This window comes from Amycolatopsis sp. NPDC114484 (assembly GCF_055633755.1).
This window is the reverse complement of record NZ_JBVKDQ010000015.1, coordinates 138,153-152,050: the sequence shown is the minus strand read 5'-3', so window position 1 is coordinate 152,050 and position 13,898 is coordinate 138,153. Positions and strand designations below refer to the sequence as shown.

Annotated in this window: 14 protein-coding genes; 9 read left to right on the top strand and 5 right to left on the bottom strand. The window is 68.8% G+C overall.

Annotated elements, in window-relative coordinates; translation table 11 throughout:
• Positions 1-18: 18 nt before the first annotated feature.
• Together ACZ7SW_RS31420 and ACZ7SW_RS31415 are read right to left on the bottom strand one after the other, a co-directional pair.
• Complete coding sequence (locus ACZ7SW_RS31420; RefSeq protein WP_470233974.1) at positions 19-597, bottom strand: VOC family protein; 579 nt, start codon at positions 595-597, stop codon at positions 19-21.
• Positions 598-713: 116 nt separating this feature from the next.
• Positions 714-1,232, bottom strand: a complete 519-nt coding sequence (locus tag ACZ7SW_RS31415) for a MarR family winged helix-turn-helix transcriptional regulator (protein ID WP_470233973.1) — start codon at positions 1,230-1,232, stop codon at positions 714-716.
• Positions 1,233-1,304: 72 nt separating this feature from the next.
• Here ACZ7SW_RS31415 and ACZ7SW_RS31410 point away from each other — a divergent pair, with 72 nt between their 5' ends.
• Entirely contained in the window at positions 1,305-1,745 is a 441-nt protein-coding gene (locus ACZ7SW_RS31410; RefSeq protein WP_470233972.1) for a VOC family protein, read from the top strand.
• A 131-nt stretch (positions 1,746-1,876) separates the two neighbouring features.
• On the opposite strand, the gene ACZ7SW_RS31405 is transcribed toward ACZ7SW_RS31410, so the two are convergent.
• Positions 1,877-2,167, bottom strand: coding sequence for a hypothetical protein (locus ACZ7SW_RS31405; RefSeq protein WP_470233971.1), 291 nt, complete (start codon positions 2,165-2,167; stop codon positions 1,877-1,879).
• A 288-nt stretch (positions 2,168-2,455) separates the two neighbouring features.
• Between ACZ7SW_RS31405 and ACZ7SW_RS31400 the strand changes: the two genes are divergently transcribed.
• Complete coding sequence (locus ACZ7SW_RS31400; RefSeq protein ID WP_470233970.1) at positions 2,456-3,310, top strand: formate/nitrite transporter family protein; 855 nt, start codon at positions 2,456-2,458, stop codon at positions 3,308-3,310.
• Positions 3,311-3,517: 207 nt separating this feature from the next.
• Here the strand turns inward: ACZ7SW_RS31400 and ACZ7SW_RS31395 are convergent, their stop codons facing one another.
• Positions 3,518-3,961 (bottom strand): GNAT family N-acetyltransferase, encoded by a 444-nt coding sequence (locus ACZ7SW_RS31395; RefSeq protein ID WP_470233969.1) that lies wholly within the window; start codon positions 3,959-3,961, stop codon positions 3,518-3,520.
• 181 nt (positions 3,962-4,142) lie between these two features.
• Entirely contained in the window at positions 4,143-4,736 is a 594-nt protein-coding gene (locus ACZ7SW_RS31390) for a hypothetical protein (protein ID WP_470233968.1), read from the bottom strand.
• A gap of 234 nt (positions 4,737-4,970) precedes the next feature.
• Here ACZ7SW_RS31390 and ACZ7SW_RS31385 point away from each other — a divergent pair, with 234 nt between their 5' ends.
• From ACZ7SW_RS31385 to mmsB, 7 genes are all read left to right on the top strand, one after another.
• On the top strand, positions 4,971-5,987 hold the full coding sequence (locus tag ACZ7SW_RS31385; RefSeq protein WP_470233967.1) for a LacI family DNA-binding transcriptional regulator: 1,017 nt from the start codon (positions 4,971-4,973) through the stop codon (positions 5,985-5,987).
• 109 nt (positions 5,988-6,096) lie between these two features.
• Positions 6,097-7,773: a ribulokinase gene (araB, locus tag ACZ7SW_RS31380; RefSeq protein ID WP_470233966.1), complete on the top strand. Its 1,677-nt coding sequence runs from the start codon at positions 6,097-6,099 to the stop codon at positions 7,771-7,773.
• On the top strand, positions 7,773-8,450 hold the full coding sequence (locus ACZ7SW_RS31375; RefSeq protein WP_470233965.1) for an L-ribulose-5-phosphate 4-epimerase: 678 nt from the start codon (positions 7,773-7,775) through the stop codon (positions 8,448-8,450). Before araB ends, ACZ7SW_RS31375 begins: the two co-directional genes overlap by 1 nt.
• A gap of 26 nt (positions 8,451-8,476) precedes the next feature.
• Complete coding sequence (gene araA, locus ACZ7SW_RS31370) at positions 8,477-9,982, top strand: L-arabinose isomerase (RefSeq protein ID WP_470233964.1); 1,506 nt, start codon at positions 8,477-8,479, stop codon at positions 9,980-9,982.
• 18 nt (positions 9,983-10,000) lie between these two features.
• Complete coding sequence (chvE, locus tag ACZ7SW_RS31365; protein WP_470233963.1) at positions 10,001-11,107, top strand: multiple monosaccharide ABC transporter substrate-binding protein; 1,107 nt, start codon at positions 10,001-10,003, stop codon at positions 11,105-11,107.
• Positions 11,104-12,624: a multiple monosaccharide ABC transporter ATP-binding protein gene (gene mmsA / locus ACZ7SW_RS31360; RefSeq protein WP_470233962.1), complete on the top strand. Its 1,521-nt coding sequence runs from the start codon at positions 11,104-11,106 to the stop codon at positions 12,622-12,624. Before chvE ends, mmsA begins: the two co-directional genes overlap by 4 nt.
• The gene (gene mmsB / locus ACZ7SW_RS31355) at positions 12,621-13,862 is read left to right on the top strand and encodes a multiple monosaccharide ABC transporter permease (RefSeq protein ID WP_470233961.1); all 1,242 of its coding nucleotides are present in this window, start codon (positions 12,621-12,623) and stop codon (positions 13,860-13,862) included. The genes mmsA and mmsB overlap by 4 nt, the downstream gene beginning before the upstream one ends.
• The last annotated feature ends 36 nt before the right edge of the window (positions 13,863-13,898 follow it).

The following is a 13,898-nucleotide window of genomic DNA, read 5'->3' as shown; positions in this document are numbered from 1 at the left end:
CCGGCCCGGCGTCGCGGCTCAGAGCCCGTTGATCCGTTCGACGAGTTCGTCGCGGTACTCCCGCGCCGCCGGAAGCTCCGGCTCGTCGCCGGTCGCCCGCTTCAACGCGCCTTCCAGAATCTTCAGCCCTTGGCGTTCGTCGCCGTGCGAGTCCGCCTGTCTCGCGGCGTTCTCCATGGCCTTCGCGAGTTTGGTCCGTGCCTCGGGTTCCTTGGCGGCCTGGTTGATCCGGATCCAGTTGCCGCCCGGATCGACGACGGTGAACCCGGTGTAGCGGTCGTTGCGCAGCCGCGGCCGGGTCATCCGCGGGATGCCGGAGACGAGCAGTTTTCCGTGCACGGACCGCATCCCCGCCGCGAAGGCCTCGAACAGCTCGCCGGTGTCCTCCACGATGACGAGGCACGTGCTGTACGACTGCGCCGGGTCGTAGCCGTCCATCCCGAAAAAGTGCAGATTGAGGTCTTCCCGTCGCACCGCGAGGTGCTGGTACGGCCGCGCCTGCCGGGAGGTGATCTCGAAGCCGAGCATCTCGTAGAACGGCGCGATCTCGTCGATCGACGGACAGGGCAGGAGCGGAATGGTCAGTTCGTTAGCCATTGCCCGAACCTAAGCCCGGATCCGCCGAAACGACACGGAGCTATTTGCTCGTGCGAACACCCGCGGCGGCCCCGGCGCCCGGCACGGTCGCGGCGAACGAGGTCAGCGCGCCCCGTTCAGTCGCCGAACTCGGCCTGGTCCAGAGACCGCTCCAACCGCCCCAGCAGCTTCGCCAGCTGCGCGCGTTCCGTCGCGGTCAGCCCGGCCAGCATGCGGTTTTCGTTGGGGAAATGCTCGTGCACGACCTTGTCCGTGGCCGCGAGCCCTTGTTCGGTGAGGCCGATGAACACGACCCGCCGGTCGTCCTCGTCGCGTTCGCGGCGGACGAGCCCGGCCTGCACCAGCTTGTCGACCCGCTGCGTGATGCCGCCGGTGGTAAGAAGATTCGTGTCGGCGAGGTCGCCCGCCGTGCGCCGGTAAGGCGCGCCGCCCCGCCGGAGCGCGGCGAGGATCCCGAAGTCCGCGACCGTGATCCCGTGCCGGGCGAACACGCGCGTCAACTGCCGCTGATACCGGTCGAACGAACGATGCAACCGCCCGAACACCGCGAGCGGCGAAGTGTCGACGTCCGGCGTCTCCGCGCGCCACTGCGCGAGCATCTCGTCGACCTCGTCCGGCTCGGTCCGCTTCGGCATCCGGCACCCCCGTGAATAGCTTTGCCCTAAGAATAGCACCACTAAGGTTTTCCGGAGGGCTACGGTGACCGCATGGCAGTCAAGCGGATGGACAACGTCCTCATCGTCGTCGAGGACCTCGACGCGGTCATCGCGTTCTTCGTCGAACTGGGGTTGGAACTGGAAGGCAAGGGCCCGCTGGACTGGCGGGGAGCGGAACGGGTGATCGGCATGAAAGACGTCCGCCAGGACGTCGCCATGCTGCGCGTCCCCGACGGCCCCGGCCGGGTCGAACTGGCGAAATTCCACCAGCCCGAGGCGGTCGCCCCGGAACCGTGGAACGCCCCGGCGAACACGCTCGGCCTCCGCCGGATGATGTTCGCGGTCGACGACCTCGAGGACACCCTCGCCCGCCTGCGCGCCCACGGAGCGGAACTGGTCGACGAAGTGGTGCAGTACGAGAACATCTACCTGCTTTGCTACGTGCGGGGGCCGGAGAACGTCGTCGTCGGGCTCGCCCAGGAACTCGGCTGAAACGAGCCGGAAGCGGTGCCGCTCTCCGCGAACGGCACCGCTTCCGCTCAGCAGCCCAGGGCTTTCCAGGCCACGTCGGCGATCAAGGCCTGCCCCTTCGCGCTCGGGTGGAAATAATCCACAGTGGACACCTAAGCAGGATCGAACCGGGCCGCGAAACCCGCACCTCCGTCGTACTGGCAGTGGGTGAACTCGGCGCACACCGCGGCGAGCTGGGCGTTGTAATCGACGATCCGCTGCCGGAAAGCTTCCCGCCGTTGCTGATCGGCCGGGGCGGTCGAGGTCGGATTCGCCAGCAGCGCATCGCATTCCCGAGCGCCGGGCAGGCCAGGGTTTCCGCCTGCGCGGCTGACCGTCACCGGCGGGCAGCCCGCGGCGATGTCGCTGGCCAACCCGGGCAACCAGAAAAGCTGGACCGGCAAAGCGGTGAACCTGCCGGGTCACGGTGACCGACGCTTCCGCGAAGACTGCTGCGGCGGCGTTCTTCTGGTTCGTTTTCGGCTGAGTTCCGACGAGGTGCCGTCCCTGTCCGGAGCGGCACTTCGCGGACGCCTGCCCTGTCCGGTTAAGCACCGGACGGGGCAATTCACCGCGGCCGCCCCGGGCTGTGCGCATTCGGACACCAGATGCTGATCACCGCGCTACCGGGACGCAGAGTCCGCGGGATCGAATGCCGGGGACACCCGCCCCTCGCCCGGAAGGCCCGCCCGATGCCGATTCCCGTACCCGAAGCCCTCGACCTGCAGGCGGACGTCGCCGACGGGAAAATCGAGGAGCTGCGCCGTCCCGGCCGCTACCTGGTGAGCGCGATGCTCGCCGGGGCGTTCATCGGCGTGGCGGTCGTGCTGCTGCTCGCCGCGACCGGTCCCCTCAACGCGGCGGGTTCGCCGTGGACGAAAACGGTGCAGGGCCTGGTGTTCGGGATCGCGCTGACCACCGTGGTGTTCGCCGGCGCGGAGCTGTCCACCGGAAACATGATGACCATGGTGCAGGGCGTCCTCGTCCGGCGGCGCGGAATCGGCGCGGCGGCGGCGGTGATCGTGGTGTCGTTCGTCGGCAACCTGCTCGGTTCGGCCGTCTTCGCCTGGCTCGTGCACGAAAGCGGAGTGCTGTCCGCCGGCGGTGCCGCCGGGCATCCCGGGCCCGGCGCGGCTCTGCTCGCGAGCCTGGTCAAGGCGAAGGCCGCGGAATCCGCGAGCGCGCTGTTCTTCCGCGGAGTGCTGTGCAACTTCCTGGTCTGCCTCGCGGTGTGGATGGCCGCGCGCACGAAGTCGGACGGCGCGAAACTGGCGCTGATCTTCTGGTGCCTGCTCGCGTTCGTCAGCTCCGGATTCGAGCACGTGGTCGCCAACATGACGACCTTCTCGCTCGGCCTGCTGGACGGCGTGCCCGGTGCGACGATCGGCGAGTTCGGCCGCAACCTGCTGTTCGTCGGACTGGGCAACCTCGTCGGCGGCGGGCTCCTCGTCGGAGGTGCCTACTCCCTGCTGGGCGGCCGCTCCCGCTCGAACCGCCCCGCCGCCCCGACGCCCGCGGCGGAAGAACTCGCCACGACCGGCAGCTGACCCGGCGGTCTTCGGCCGGGGCGGGCCTCCGCGCCCGCCCCGGCCGCTGACGCCGCCGGACGACTGCCGCGTCGACGGTCCGTTTCGGCCGAGTTCCGGGGTCTTCCGCTTTCAGGACAAGCGTTTTCCGCCCGGCAGGCCCTTCCCGGCTTCACGGTCAGCGTCCGCGGCACAGCTGTGTGACGTCCGGCCAGACCATCCGCACTTCTACCGGAGCGCCGTTGAGCCGGGCTGGATTTCCGCCGGGCGGTGGCACCGGCGCCGTCTCCCCACAGTCCGCCCCACAAGCACGGTAAAACTGTTGCGCGGCGGTATTTTGCCGCAGCACCCACAGGTACCTGCCGTTCCCGTTCGCTCGACAACGGCCCGGGCGGCACGGACGAGAAGCCGGGCGCCGATGCCTGTCCGACGCTGATCGTGGACAACGTGCAGGTTGTCGAGCAAGCTGCCCCACTCCGGTTCGTCGTCGAACAGCACGTGGACGAAACCCACCAGCCGTCCGTCGCGGTCGGCGAGGACGGTCTCGCTGTTCGCCGGTGCGGCGAGCCGCGCCAACCACACCGAGCGGCGGTCAGCCTCGACGTCGCCGTCGAGGAACCAGTCCGCGAAAGCGCCCCGGCAGTGCCGACGCCAGCTTTCGGCGTGCGGCACCGCGATCCGCTCGGCGTCGTCCGGCTCCGTGCGCGAACTCCGAAGTTAGCGACAGCGCACGGGACCGGCCCCCGGGCGCCCGGCGGAAGCTCGCCGATCACCGTCCCGATGATGATCAGCACTCGGACGTGCTCAGCGCTCTTCCTGCTTCCGCCGGGCATCGACGCGAGAGAAACAGCGGTCAGTAAACAGTTTTCGCCGCCGCGATATACCGGCTCGACTCGGGCAGGAACGACAGGACGACCCCGGCGACGCCGCACACCGCGCTGAGGTAACCGATGAGGGTGCCCTGCCCGAACAGCAGCGAGACGACCTGCAGCGCCGTCAGCACCGTCAGCACGATCCGGGCCCAGTTGCGGCCCGCACGCAGTTTGAACGCGAACAGCAGATGCAGCAACGCAACCACGAGCGCGATCACCGCACCGATCACTACGCCGAACGTCACCGCCTGGTCGATCTGTGCGTCGGTGAGCTGGGTGCCGTTCTGCCCGTTCGCTCTGTGCATGGCGTCGGCGATCGAATCTCTCGAGAAGAACAGCAACACCCCGCCGACGACCCCGACCAGCGTAGCGGCGACAAATGCCCAGAAAGCACCGGTAATCGTTCCGGGCCGATCCGGGGACCCAGCGGACTCGGCTGGCCGGCCGGAGGACGAGGAGGGGTAAGCAGGCATATCAGTCATGCGACGAAGCTGGCACAGCGCGAGCGGCAGCGCACAACGAAACGCGAGTTTTTGTCCAGAACTTACGGGGTCGGACCTATTCTTCACCGTCACGCACAATTCTGGTTTAGCGTCAGGATTAGCGGGTACTGCTATTTGTTCGCAACAGGGGATACCCCCGGAGGGACTGTCTCCGCGGACCTCACAGACCAGCTCGACGACGGCCACCGCATCGTAAGCGCCCGCGCTCCGGGAACCCGACGTCCTTCGCCGAACAGAGGGGCTTGACCTGACGGCTGTTATCGCTAACATTGCATGCTCACGCCCGCGAACCCAAGGAGGTCCGGGATGCCCGCCGACGGGTCTTCAGCCAAACGCCAGCCAGGGCTTGCCGAGGTGGCGGCGATGGCAGGCGTTTCGCACATGACGGTCTCCCGGGTCGTCAACGACACCGGACCCGTCCGCGCGGAGACGCGGGCGCGGGTGCTCGCCGCGGTGGACCAGCTCGGATACCGGCCCAACTCGGCGGCGAGGACGCTGGCGACCGGACGGTCGAGCATCCTCGGCGTCGTGGCGCTGGAGTCCAATTTGTACGGTCCGGCGAGCACGTTGTACGGGATCGAGCACGCCGCCCGTGAGGAGGGCTACGGGGTCACGATCTCCAGTGTCAGCCGTCCGCGGCGGTCGTCGTTCGCGGAGGCGGTGGACAATCTGCGGCGGCAGGCGGTCGGCGGGATCGTGGTGATCGCGCCGCACGTCGCGGCCGGGGAGGCGTTGCGGCAGGTGCCCGCCGACGTGCCGCTGGTCGCGGTCGGCGGCGGCGAATCGGTTCCGGTGCCGGTGATTTCGGTCGACCAGTACGACGGGGCCCGCCGGGTGACCGAGCATCTGCTGTCGCTCGGGCACGAGACGGTGTGGCACGTCGCCGGACCGGAGGACTGGCTGGAATCGCTGGAGCGGGAACGCGGCTGGCGGGAAGCGCTCGAACGGCGCGGCGCGCGGGTGCCGCCGCCGTTGTGCGGGGACTGGAGTCCTCGTTCCGGCTACGACGCGGGACGTCGCCTGGTCGCTGAAGCACAGGCGGACGCGGTATTCGTCGCGAACGACCAGATGGCGCTGGGCGTGTTGCGCGCGTTCGCCGAGGCGGGCATCGCGGTGCCGGGCCAGGTGCGCGTGGCCGGTTTCGACGACGTGCCCGAGGCGGCGTACTTCAGCCCGCCGCTCACCACCGTCCGGCAGGATTTCATCGAGGTCGGGCGGCGGACGTTCCGGCTGCTCGTCGAACGCATGGAGGGCGGCGATCCCGGCATCCGCCACCTCGTCGCCCCCGATCTGATCGTCCGGGACAGCACGGGACCCCGGTAGCAGCACCGTACGGCCACACCCCGAACGCGCGGCACCTTCAAAATGTTAGCGCTAACAGTCGAGCGACCGCCCTGTCGCGCGGCGCGGAACCCGGAAGGACATTCCTCCAGTGCCAGCAGATTCCCTCGTCGTCGGCATCGACTTCGGCACTCTCTCCGGGCGCGCGGTCGTGGTCCGGGTGCGCGACGGCGCCGAACTGGGAACCGCCGTGACCGAATACCGGCATCGGGTGGTCGACGACCGGCTGCCCGCCACCGCCGAGGAACTGCCGCCGGGCTGGGCGCTGCAGGTTCCGTCGGACTACGTCGACGTCCTGCGCACCGCCGTGCCCGCCGCTCTCGCCGAAGCGGGAGCCGATCCGCGGGACGTGATCGGGATCGGCACGGATTTCACCGCCTGCACGATGATCCCGACCACCGAGGACGGCACTCCGCTGTCCGAACTGCCCGAGTTCACGGGAAACCCGCACGCGTATGTGAAGCTGTGGCGGCACCACGCCGCCCAACCGCAAGCCGATCGCATCAACGCCGCGGCCCGCGAGCGCGGCGAGCCGTGGCTGCCGCGCTACGGCGGGCTGATCTCGTCCGAATGGGAGTTCGCCAAAGCACTGCAGGTGTTCGAGGAAGCACCCGAGGTCTACCGCGCCACGCGGCATTGGGTCGAGGCGGCGGACTGGATCGTCTGGCAGCTGACCGGAACCTACGTCCGCAATGCCTGCACGGCCGGATACAAGGGGATCTACCAGGACGGCCGTTACCCGGAGCGCGATTTCCTCAATAGCCTCGCACCCGGGTTCGAGTCCTTTGTGGACGAGAAGCTCGACTGTCCGATCGGGCAGCTGGGCTCGCTCGCCGGAAAGCTCAGCGCGCGGGCCGCGGCCTGGACCGGGCTGCCCGCCGGGATCGCGGTCGCGGTCGGCAACGTCGACGCGCACGTCACCGCGCCGGCCGCGCAGGCGGTCGAGCCGGGCCAGATGGTCGCGATCATGGGCACGTCGACCTGTCACGTGATGAACGGCGCGGACCTGCGCGAGGTCCCGGGCATGTGCGGAGTCGTCGACGGCGGCATCGTCCCCGATCTGTGGGGCTACGAAGCGGGCCAGAGCGGAGTAGGCGACATCTTCGGCTGGTTCGTCGACCACTGCGTCCCGGAGTCCTATTCGGACACTGCGCGGGCGGAAGGCCTTTCGGTGCACGAGGTGCTGACCCGGCTCGCGGCGCGGCAGGAGATCGGCGAGCACGGCCTGGTCGCGCTCGACTGGCACAGCGGAAACCGGTCGGTCCTGGTCGACCACGAGCTGTCCGGGGTGCTCGCCGGGCAAACCTTGGGCACCCGGCCCGAGCACGTCTACCGGGCGCTGCTGGAGGCCACCGCGTTCGGCACCCGCAAGATCATCGAGACCTTCGAGGGCGCCGGGGTTCCGGTCACCGAGCTGATCATCGCGGGCGGGCTGACCAAAAACACGCTGCTGATGCAGATCTACGCCGACGTCACCGGCCTCCCGCTCTCGCTGATCGGCTCGGCACAAGGACCCGCGCTCGGTTCGGCGATTCACGCCGCCGTCGCCGCCGGTGCCTATCCCGACGTACGCGCGGCCGCGGCGGCGATGGGCTCGGTCCAGCGGATGGCGTACCAGCCGGTGCTGGCGAACGTGTCGGCCTACGACGAGCTCTACGCGGAATACACCGCGCTGCACGACTACTTCGGCCGCGGCGGCAACGACGTGTTGCACCGTCTCGCCGCGCGCCGCCGCGAACTGGCCACTGTCGCGAAAGGACAGAACTGATGACGCTGACCGCACAGGCGCGCGGGACTATCGCGGAGCTGAGGGAATCCGTCGCGCGGTTGCACAGCGAGCTGACGCGCAACGAGCTGGTCGTCTGGACCGCGGGCAACGTCTCGGCGCGGGTGCCCGGCGAGGACCTGATGGTGATCAAGCCGTCCGGCGTGTCCTACGACGACCTGACCGCCGACACAATGGTCGTCACCGACCTGCACGGCACGCTCGTGCACGGCGAACTCGCGCCGTCGTCCGACACCGCCGCGCACGCCTACGTCTACCGGCACCTGCCCGACGTCGGCGGCGTCGTGCACACGCATTCGACCTACGCCACCGCGTGGGCCGCGCGCGGCGAGCCGATTCCGTGCGTGCTCACGATGATCGCCGACGAGTTCGGCGGCGAGATCCCGGTCGGCCCGTTCGCCTTGATCGGCGACGACTCGATCGGCCGCGGCCTCGTGGAAACCCTGCGCGCCACCCGCTCCCCCGCCGTCTTGATGCGCAACCACGGCCCGTTCACCGTCGGCGCGACCGCGCGGGACGCGGTGAAGGCAGCCGTGATGGTCGAGGACGTGGCCCGCACTGTCCACATCGCACACCAGCTCGGCACGCCCGCCCCGTTGTCCGGAAGCGACGTCGACCGGCTGCACGCGCGCTACCAGAACGTCTACGGGCAGCGCTGAAACCCCTGATCCAGCAAGGAGAAAAGATGACCTCCGCGACCAAGCCGCAGGTGTGGTTCCTCACCGGCAGCCAGGCGCTCTACGGCGAGGAGACCCTCGAGCAGGTCGCCGGGCAGTCGCTGCGGATCCGGCAGCTGCTGTCCGATTCCGGCGGCCTGGCGTGCGAGCTGGCCGGAAAGCCGGTGCTGACCGAGTCCGCCGGGATCCGGCAAGTGCTGCAAGAGGCCAACGCCGACCCCGCCTGTGTCGGCGTGATGGCGTGGATGCACACGTTCAGCCCGGCGAAGATGTGGATCAGCGGCCTGGACGCGCTGCGCAAACCGTTGCTGCACTTGCACACCCAGCTCGATTCGACGCTGCCGTGGGCCAGTCTCGACATGGACTACATGAACCTCAACCAGGCCGCGCACGGCGACCGGGAGTTCGGGTTCGTCCAGACCCGGCTCGGGATTCCGCGCAAAACCGTCGCCGGGCACGCGGCCGATCCGACGGTGGTCGCTCGCATCGACGCCTGGATGCGGGCGGCGGTCGGCGCGGCGCATCTGCGGACTCTGAAACTGGCCCGGTTCGGCGACAACATGCGCGACGTCGCGGTCACCGAAGGCGACAAGGTCGAGGCCGAGCTGCGGTTCGGCGTCTCGGTCAACACTTACGGCGTCACCGAACTCGCCGAGCGGGTCGACGCCGCGTCCACTGTGGACATCGAGACTCTGGTCGCCCAGTATGCCGACGAGTACCGCCTAGCGCCCGAACTGGACCGCGGCGGGGAACGGCACGAACCTCTGAGGTACGCAGCGCAGATCGAGATCGGCCTGCGCTCGTTCCTCACCGACGGCGGATTCGGCGCGTTCACCACGAACTTCGAGGATCTCGGCGGACTTCGCCAGTTGCCGGGGCTGGCGGTGCAACGGCTGATGGCCGACGGCTACGGCTTCGGCGGCGAGGGCGACTGGAAGACGTCCGCACTGCTGGCCACGGTGAAAGCGATGGGCCGCGGCTCGGACCGCGGAACGTCCTTTATGGAGGATTACACCTACCACTTCGGACCCGGCGAACCCAAGATCCTCGGCGCGCACATGCTCGAGGTGTGTCCCAGTATCGCCGCGGGCACGCCGTCGTGCGAGATCCACCCGCTCGGCATCGGCGGCCGCGAGGACCCCGTCCGACTGGTGTTCGACGCCGCGCCCGGCCGGGGCGCGGTGCTGGGCCTGACCGATCTCGGCGACCGGTTCCGCTTGGTGGCCAACGAGATCGAGGTCGTCCCGCCCGACGAACCGCTGCCCAACCTGCCGGTGGCGCACGCGGTGTGGAAGCCCGCGCCGTCGCTCACCACGTCCGCGGAATCGTGGATCACCGCGGGCGGCCCGCACCACACCGTGCTCACCCAGGCGGTCGGCACCGAGACCATCCGGGATTTCGCCCGCATGCTCGACGTCGAACTCCTGGTCATCGACGAGAACACCACCGCCGTGGAATTCGCCGACCGCATCCGCTGGAACCAGGCCTACCACCGGCTCGCCCAGGGTTTCTGAGAAAAAGGAGAACGAACAATGAAGTTCATTCGAGGAATCCGCACCGTCGCCGCGGCGGCCGGGGCCGCGGTGCTCGCGTTCGGCACCGCCGCCTGCGGGTCCAGCGCGAAAACCGTCGACCAGCAGGCCGGCGGGGCTGCCGGGGCGCTGGTCGGCGTGACGATGCCGACCAAATCGTCCGAACGCTGGATCCACGACGGCGACAACATCAAGGCCGCGCTGGAAAAGCTCGGCTACCAGGTCGACCTGCAATACGCCGAGAACGACATCCCCACCCAGGTCAACCAGATCGAGAACCAGCTGACCAAGGGCGCGAAGCTGCTGGTCGTCGCCTCGATCGACGGCACCGCGCTGACGACCCAGCTGCAGGAGGCCGCCGACCGCAAGGTCCCGGTGATCGCCTACGACCGGCTGATCCGCAATTCGCCCGCCGTCGACTACTACGCCACCTTCGACAACTTCAAGGTCGGGGTCGAACAGGCCAACTCGCTGGTCAAGGGCCTCGGCGACGGACCCGGCCCGTTCAACGTCGAACTGTTCGGCGGTTCGCCGGACGACAACAACGCGACCTTCTTCTTCAACGGTGCCATGTCCGTGCTCAAACCGTTGATCGACAGCAAGAAACTGATCGTGAAGAGCGGCCAGACCGCCTTCGCCACCACCGCGATCCTGCGCTGGGACCCGGCCACCGCGCAGCGGCGCATGGAAGACCTCCTCACCAAGACCTACAACGGCGGCGCGAAGGTCCAAGGCGTGCTCTCCCCGTACGACGGCCTGTCGATCGGCATCCTGTCCGCGCTCAAGAGCAACGGCTACGGCTCGGCCGGACAGCCCTACCCGGTGGTCACCGGACAGGACGCCGAGGTCGCCTCGGTCAAGTCGATCATCGCGGGCGAGCAGTACTCCACCGTGTTCAAGGACACCCGCAAACTCGCCGACGTCACGGTGAAGATGGCCGACTCCGTCCTCAAAGGACAGAAGCCCGCGGTCAACAACACCACGGACTACGACAACGGCAAGAAGATCGTCCCGGCCCAGCTGCTGCAGCCGGTCGTGGTGGACAAGTCCAACTACCAGAAGGAACTGCTCGACTCCGGCTACTACACCGCGGGCCAGCTGAAATGACCGAACTGCTCGGCATGCGCGGGATCACCAAGACCTTCCCCGGCGTCACCGCGCTGTCCGACGTCACGCTCTCTGTGCGGCGCGGGGAAATCCACGCCGTCTGCGGCGAGAACGGCGCCGGGAAGTCCACCCTGATGAAGATCCTGTCCGGCGTTTACCCGCACGGCAGCTACGACGGCGAGATCGTCTTCGACGGCGAGGACTGCGCGTTCGGGTCCATCCGCGACAGCGAACGCCGCGGCATCGTGATCATCCACCAGGAACTCGCGCTGTGCCCGCAGCTTTCGGTCGCCGAGAACATCTTCCTCGGCAACGAGCGGGCCAAGCGCGGCTGGGTCGACTGGAACCGCACCAACCACGAGGCCGCCGAACTGCTGCGCCGGGTCGGGCTGCGCGAGAACGCCGTCACGCCGGTCAGCGAACTCGGCGTGGGCAAACAGCAACTGGTCGAGATCGCCAAAGCCCTGTCCAAGCGCGTCAAACTGCTCATCCTCGACGAGCCGACCGCCGCGCTCAACGACGACGATTCGGCGCATCTGCTCGCGTTGCTGCGCGAACTGCGCGACGACGGCGTCACCTGCGTGATCATCTCGCACAAGCTCGGCGAGGTCACCGCGATCGCCGACACCGTCACGATCCTGCGCGACGGCGAGACGATCGAAACGCTCGACGCGGCCGGGCTGAGCGAGGAACGCATCATCACCGGCATGGTGGGCCGCGACCTCGAACACCGTTTCCCGCCAAGGGAACCGGACATCGGCGACGAGGTGCTCCGGATCGAGGACTGGACCGTGCACAGCCCGAGCCAGCCCGGCCGGATCGTGGTGGACGGGGCGAATCTGACGTTGCGCCGCGGCGAGATCGTCGGGCTCGCCGGGCTGATGGGCGCGGGCCGCACCGAACTCGCCATGAGCGTCTTCGGCCGCTCGTACGGCACGAACATCTCGGGCAGGCTGGTCAAGGACGGCGAGGAGATCACCCTCCGGTCCGTCCGCGACGCCATCCGCAACGGCCTCGCCTACGCAACCGAGGACCGGAAACTGTACGGGCTCAACCTGATCGACGACATCCAGCGCAACACCACCGCGGCCGGGCTCCCCGCGGTGGCCCGCCGCGGCTGGGTCGACGAGCACGCCGAACACGACGTCGCCGTCCGCTTCCACCGCGACCTGCGGATCAAAGCGCCGTCGGTGCGCAGCGTCACCGGCAAGCTGTCCGGCGGGAACCAGCAGAAAGTCGTGCTGGCCAAATGGATCTTCACCGATCCGGACGTGCTCATCCTCGACGAGCCCACCCGCGGCATCGACGTCGGCGCGAAATACGAGATCTACACGATCGTCAACGAGATGGCCGCACAGGGGAAAGCGGTCCTCGTCATCTCTTCCGAACTCCCCGAACTGCTCGGCCTCTGCGACCGCGTCTACACCCTCGCCGCGGGCCGGATCACCGGCGAGGTCGCGCGCGCCGAGGCCACCCAGGAACTGCTCATGCGACACATGACGAAGGAACGGCCATGACCACCACGAACCCGGTGCGGCCCGCCGATCCGGCCGCCCCGCCCTCCGGGCGCAGCCCCCGGCGGATCTCGATCAACCTCCGGCAAAGCGGCATCTACGTCGCCTTCGCGCTGATCGTGGTCCTGTTCGAGGCGATCACCGGCGGCGCGCTGCTCGAACCGCAGAACATCTCCAACATCATCGTGCAGAACTCCTACGTGCTGATCCTCGCCGTCGGGATGATCCTGGTGATCATCTCCGGGCACATCGACCTGTCCGCGGGCTCGGTCGTGGCGATGACCGGCGCGGTCGCCGCGGTCCTCACGGTCAACCTCGGGCTGCCCTGGCCGCTGGCGGTCGTGCTCACCCTCGTCGTCGGCGCGGTGATCGGCGCCTGGCAGGGATACTGGGTCGCCTACTTCGGCATCCCCGCGTTCATCGTGACCCTCGCCGGGATGCTCGCCTTCCGCGCGCTCACCCTCACCGTGCTCGGCAACCAGGGCATCGGCCCCTTCCCCGACGCCATCCGCACCCTGTCCAACGGCTTCACCGGCGGCTACCTCGGCAACATCGGCCTCGGCCCGCTCGGCGGCGCCGACCTCGTCAGCCTCCTCGCCGGCGTCGTCGTGGTCGCCGGAATCGTGCTGACCCAGTGGCGCAAACGCACCGCCCGGCTCGGCTACGGCCAGGAAGTCGACCCGTTCCCGTTGTTCGTGCTCAAAATCGCCGTCGCCGCCGCGCTCGTGCTCGCCGTGGTCGTGCAACTGGCCCGGTTCCGCAACCTGCCCTGGGTGCTGGTCCTGCTCGCCGTGCTCGTGCTCGGCTACTCCCTCGTCGCCGGGAAATCCGTGTTCGGCAGGCACGTCTACGCGATCGGCGGGAACCTGCAGGCCGCGACCCTGTCCGGGGTCAAGGTCAAATCCGTGACGTTCTGGGTCTTCGTCAACATGGGCGTCCTCGCCGCCCTGGCCGGCGTCATCTTCGCCGGCCGCCTCAACCAGGCCGGGCCCACCGCGGGCGTCAACTTCGAACTCGACGCCATCGCCGCCGCGTTCATCGGCGGCGCCGCGGTCCAGGGCGGCGTCGGCAAGGTCGTCGGAGCCATCACCGGCGGCCTGATCATGGCGGTCATCAACAACGGCATGTCCCTCGTCGGAGCGCCCAGCGAACGCGTCATGCTGGTGAAAGGCGCGGTTCTGCTCGCCGCGGTCGCCTACGACATCTGGACCAAACGCCGCGCCGGGGCCGCCGCCCGCTGACCTCCGGTGGGCGGCGCTTCGGTGCCGCCCACCGGG

Excerpts from the sequence above, each read along its gene's own strand:
- ACZ7SW_RS31420 (WP_470233974.1), bottom strand. The coding sequence starts at position 597 with ATGGCTAACGAACTGACCATTCCGCTCCTGCCCTGTCCGTCGATCGAC.
- ACZ7SW_RS31415 (WP_470233973.1), bottom strand. The coding sequence starts at position 1,232 with ATGCCGAAGCGGACCGAGCCGGACGAGGTCGACGAGATGCTCGCGCAG.
- ACZ7SW_RS31410 (WP_470233972.1), top strand. The coding sequence starts at position 1,305 with ATGGCAGTCAAGCGGATGGACAACGTCCTCATCGTCGTCGAGGACCTC.
- ACZ7SW_RS31400 (WP_470233970.1), top strand. The coding sequence starts at position 2,456 with ATGCCGATTCCCGTACCCGAAGCCCTCGACCTGCAGGCGGACGTCGCC.
- ACZ7SW_RS31385 (WP_470233967.1), top strand. The coding sequence starts at position 4,971 with ATGCCCGCCGACGGGTCTTCAGCCAAACGCCAGCCAGGGCTTGCCGAG.
- ACZ7SW_RS31375 (WP_470233965.1), top strand. The coding sequence starts at position 7,773 with ATGACGCTGACCGCACAGGCGCGCGGGACTATCGCGGAGCTGAGGGAA.
- araA (WP_470233964.1), top strand. The coding sequence starts at position 8,477 with ATGACCTCCGCGACCAAGCCGCAGGTGTGGTTCCTCACCGGCAGCCAG.
- chvE (WP_470233963.1), top strand. The coding sequence starts at position 10,001 with ATGAAGTTCATTCGAGGAATCCGCACCGTCGCCGCGGCGGCCGGGGCC.
- mmsA (WP_470233962.1), top strand. The coding sequence starts at position 11,104 with ATGACCGAACTGCTCGGCATGCGCGGGATCACCAAGACCTTCCCCGGC.
- mmsB (WP_470233961.1), top strand. The coding sequence starts at position 12,621 with ATGACCACCACGAACCCGGTGCGGCCCGCCGATCCGGCCGCCCCGCCC.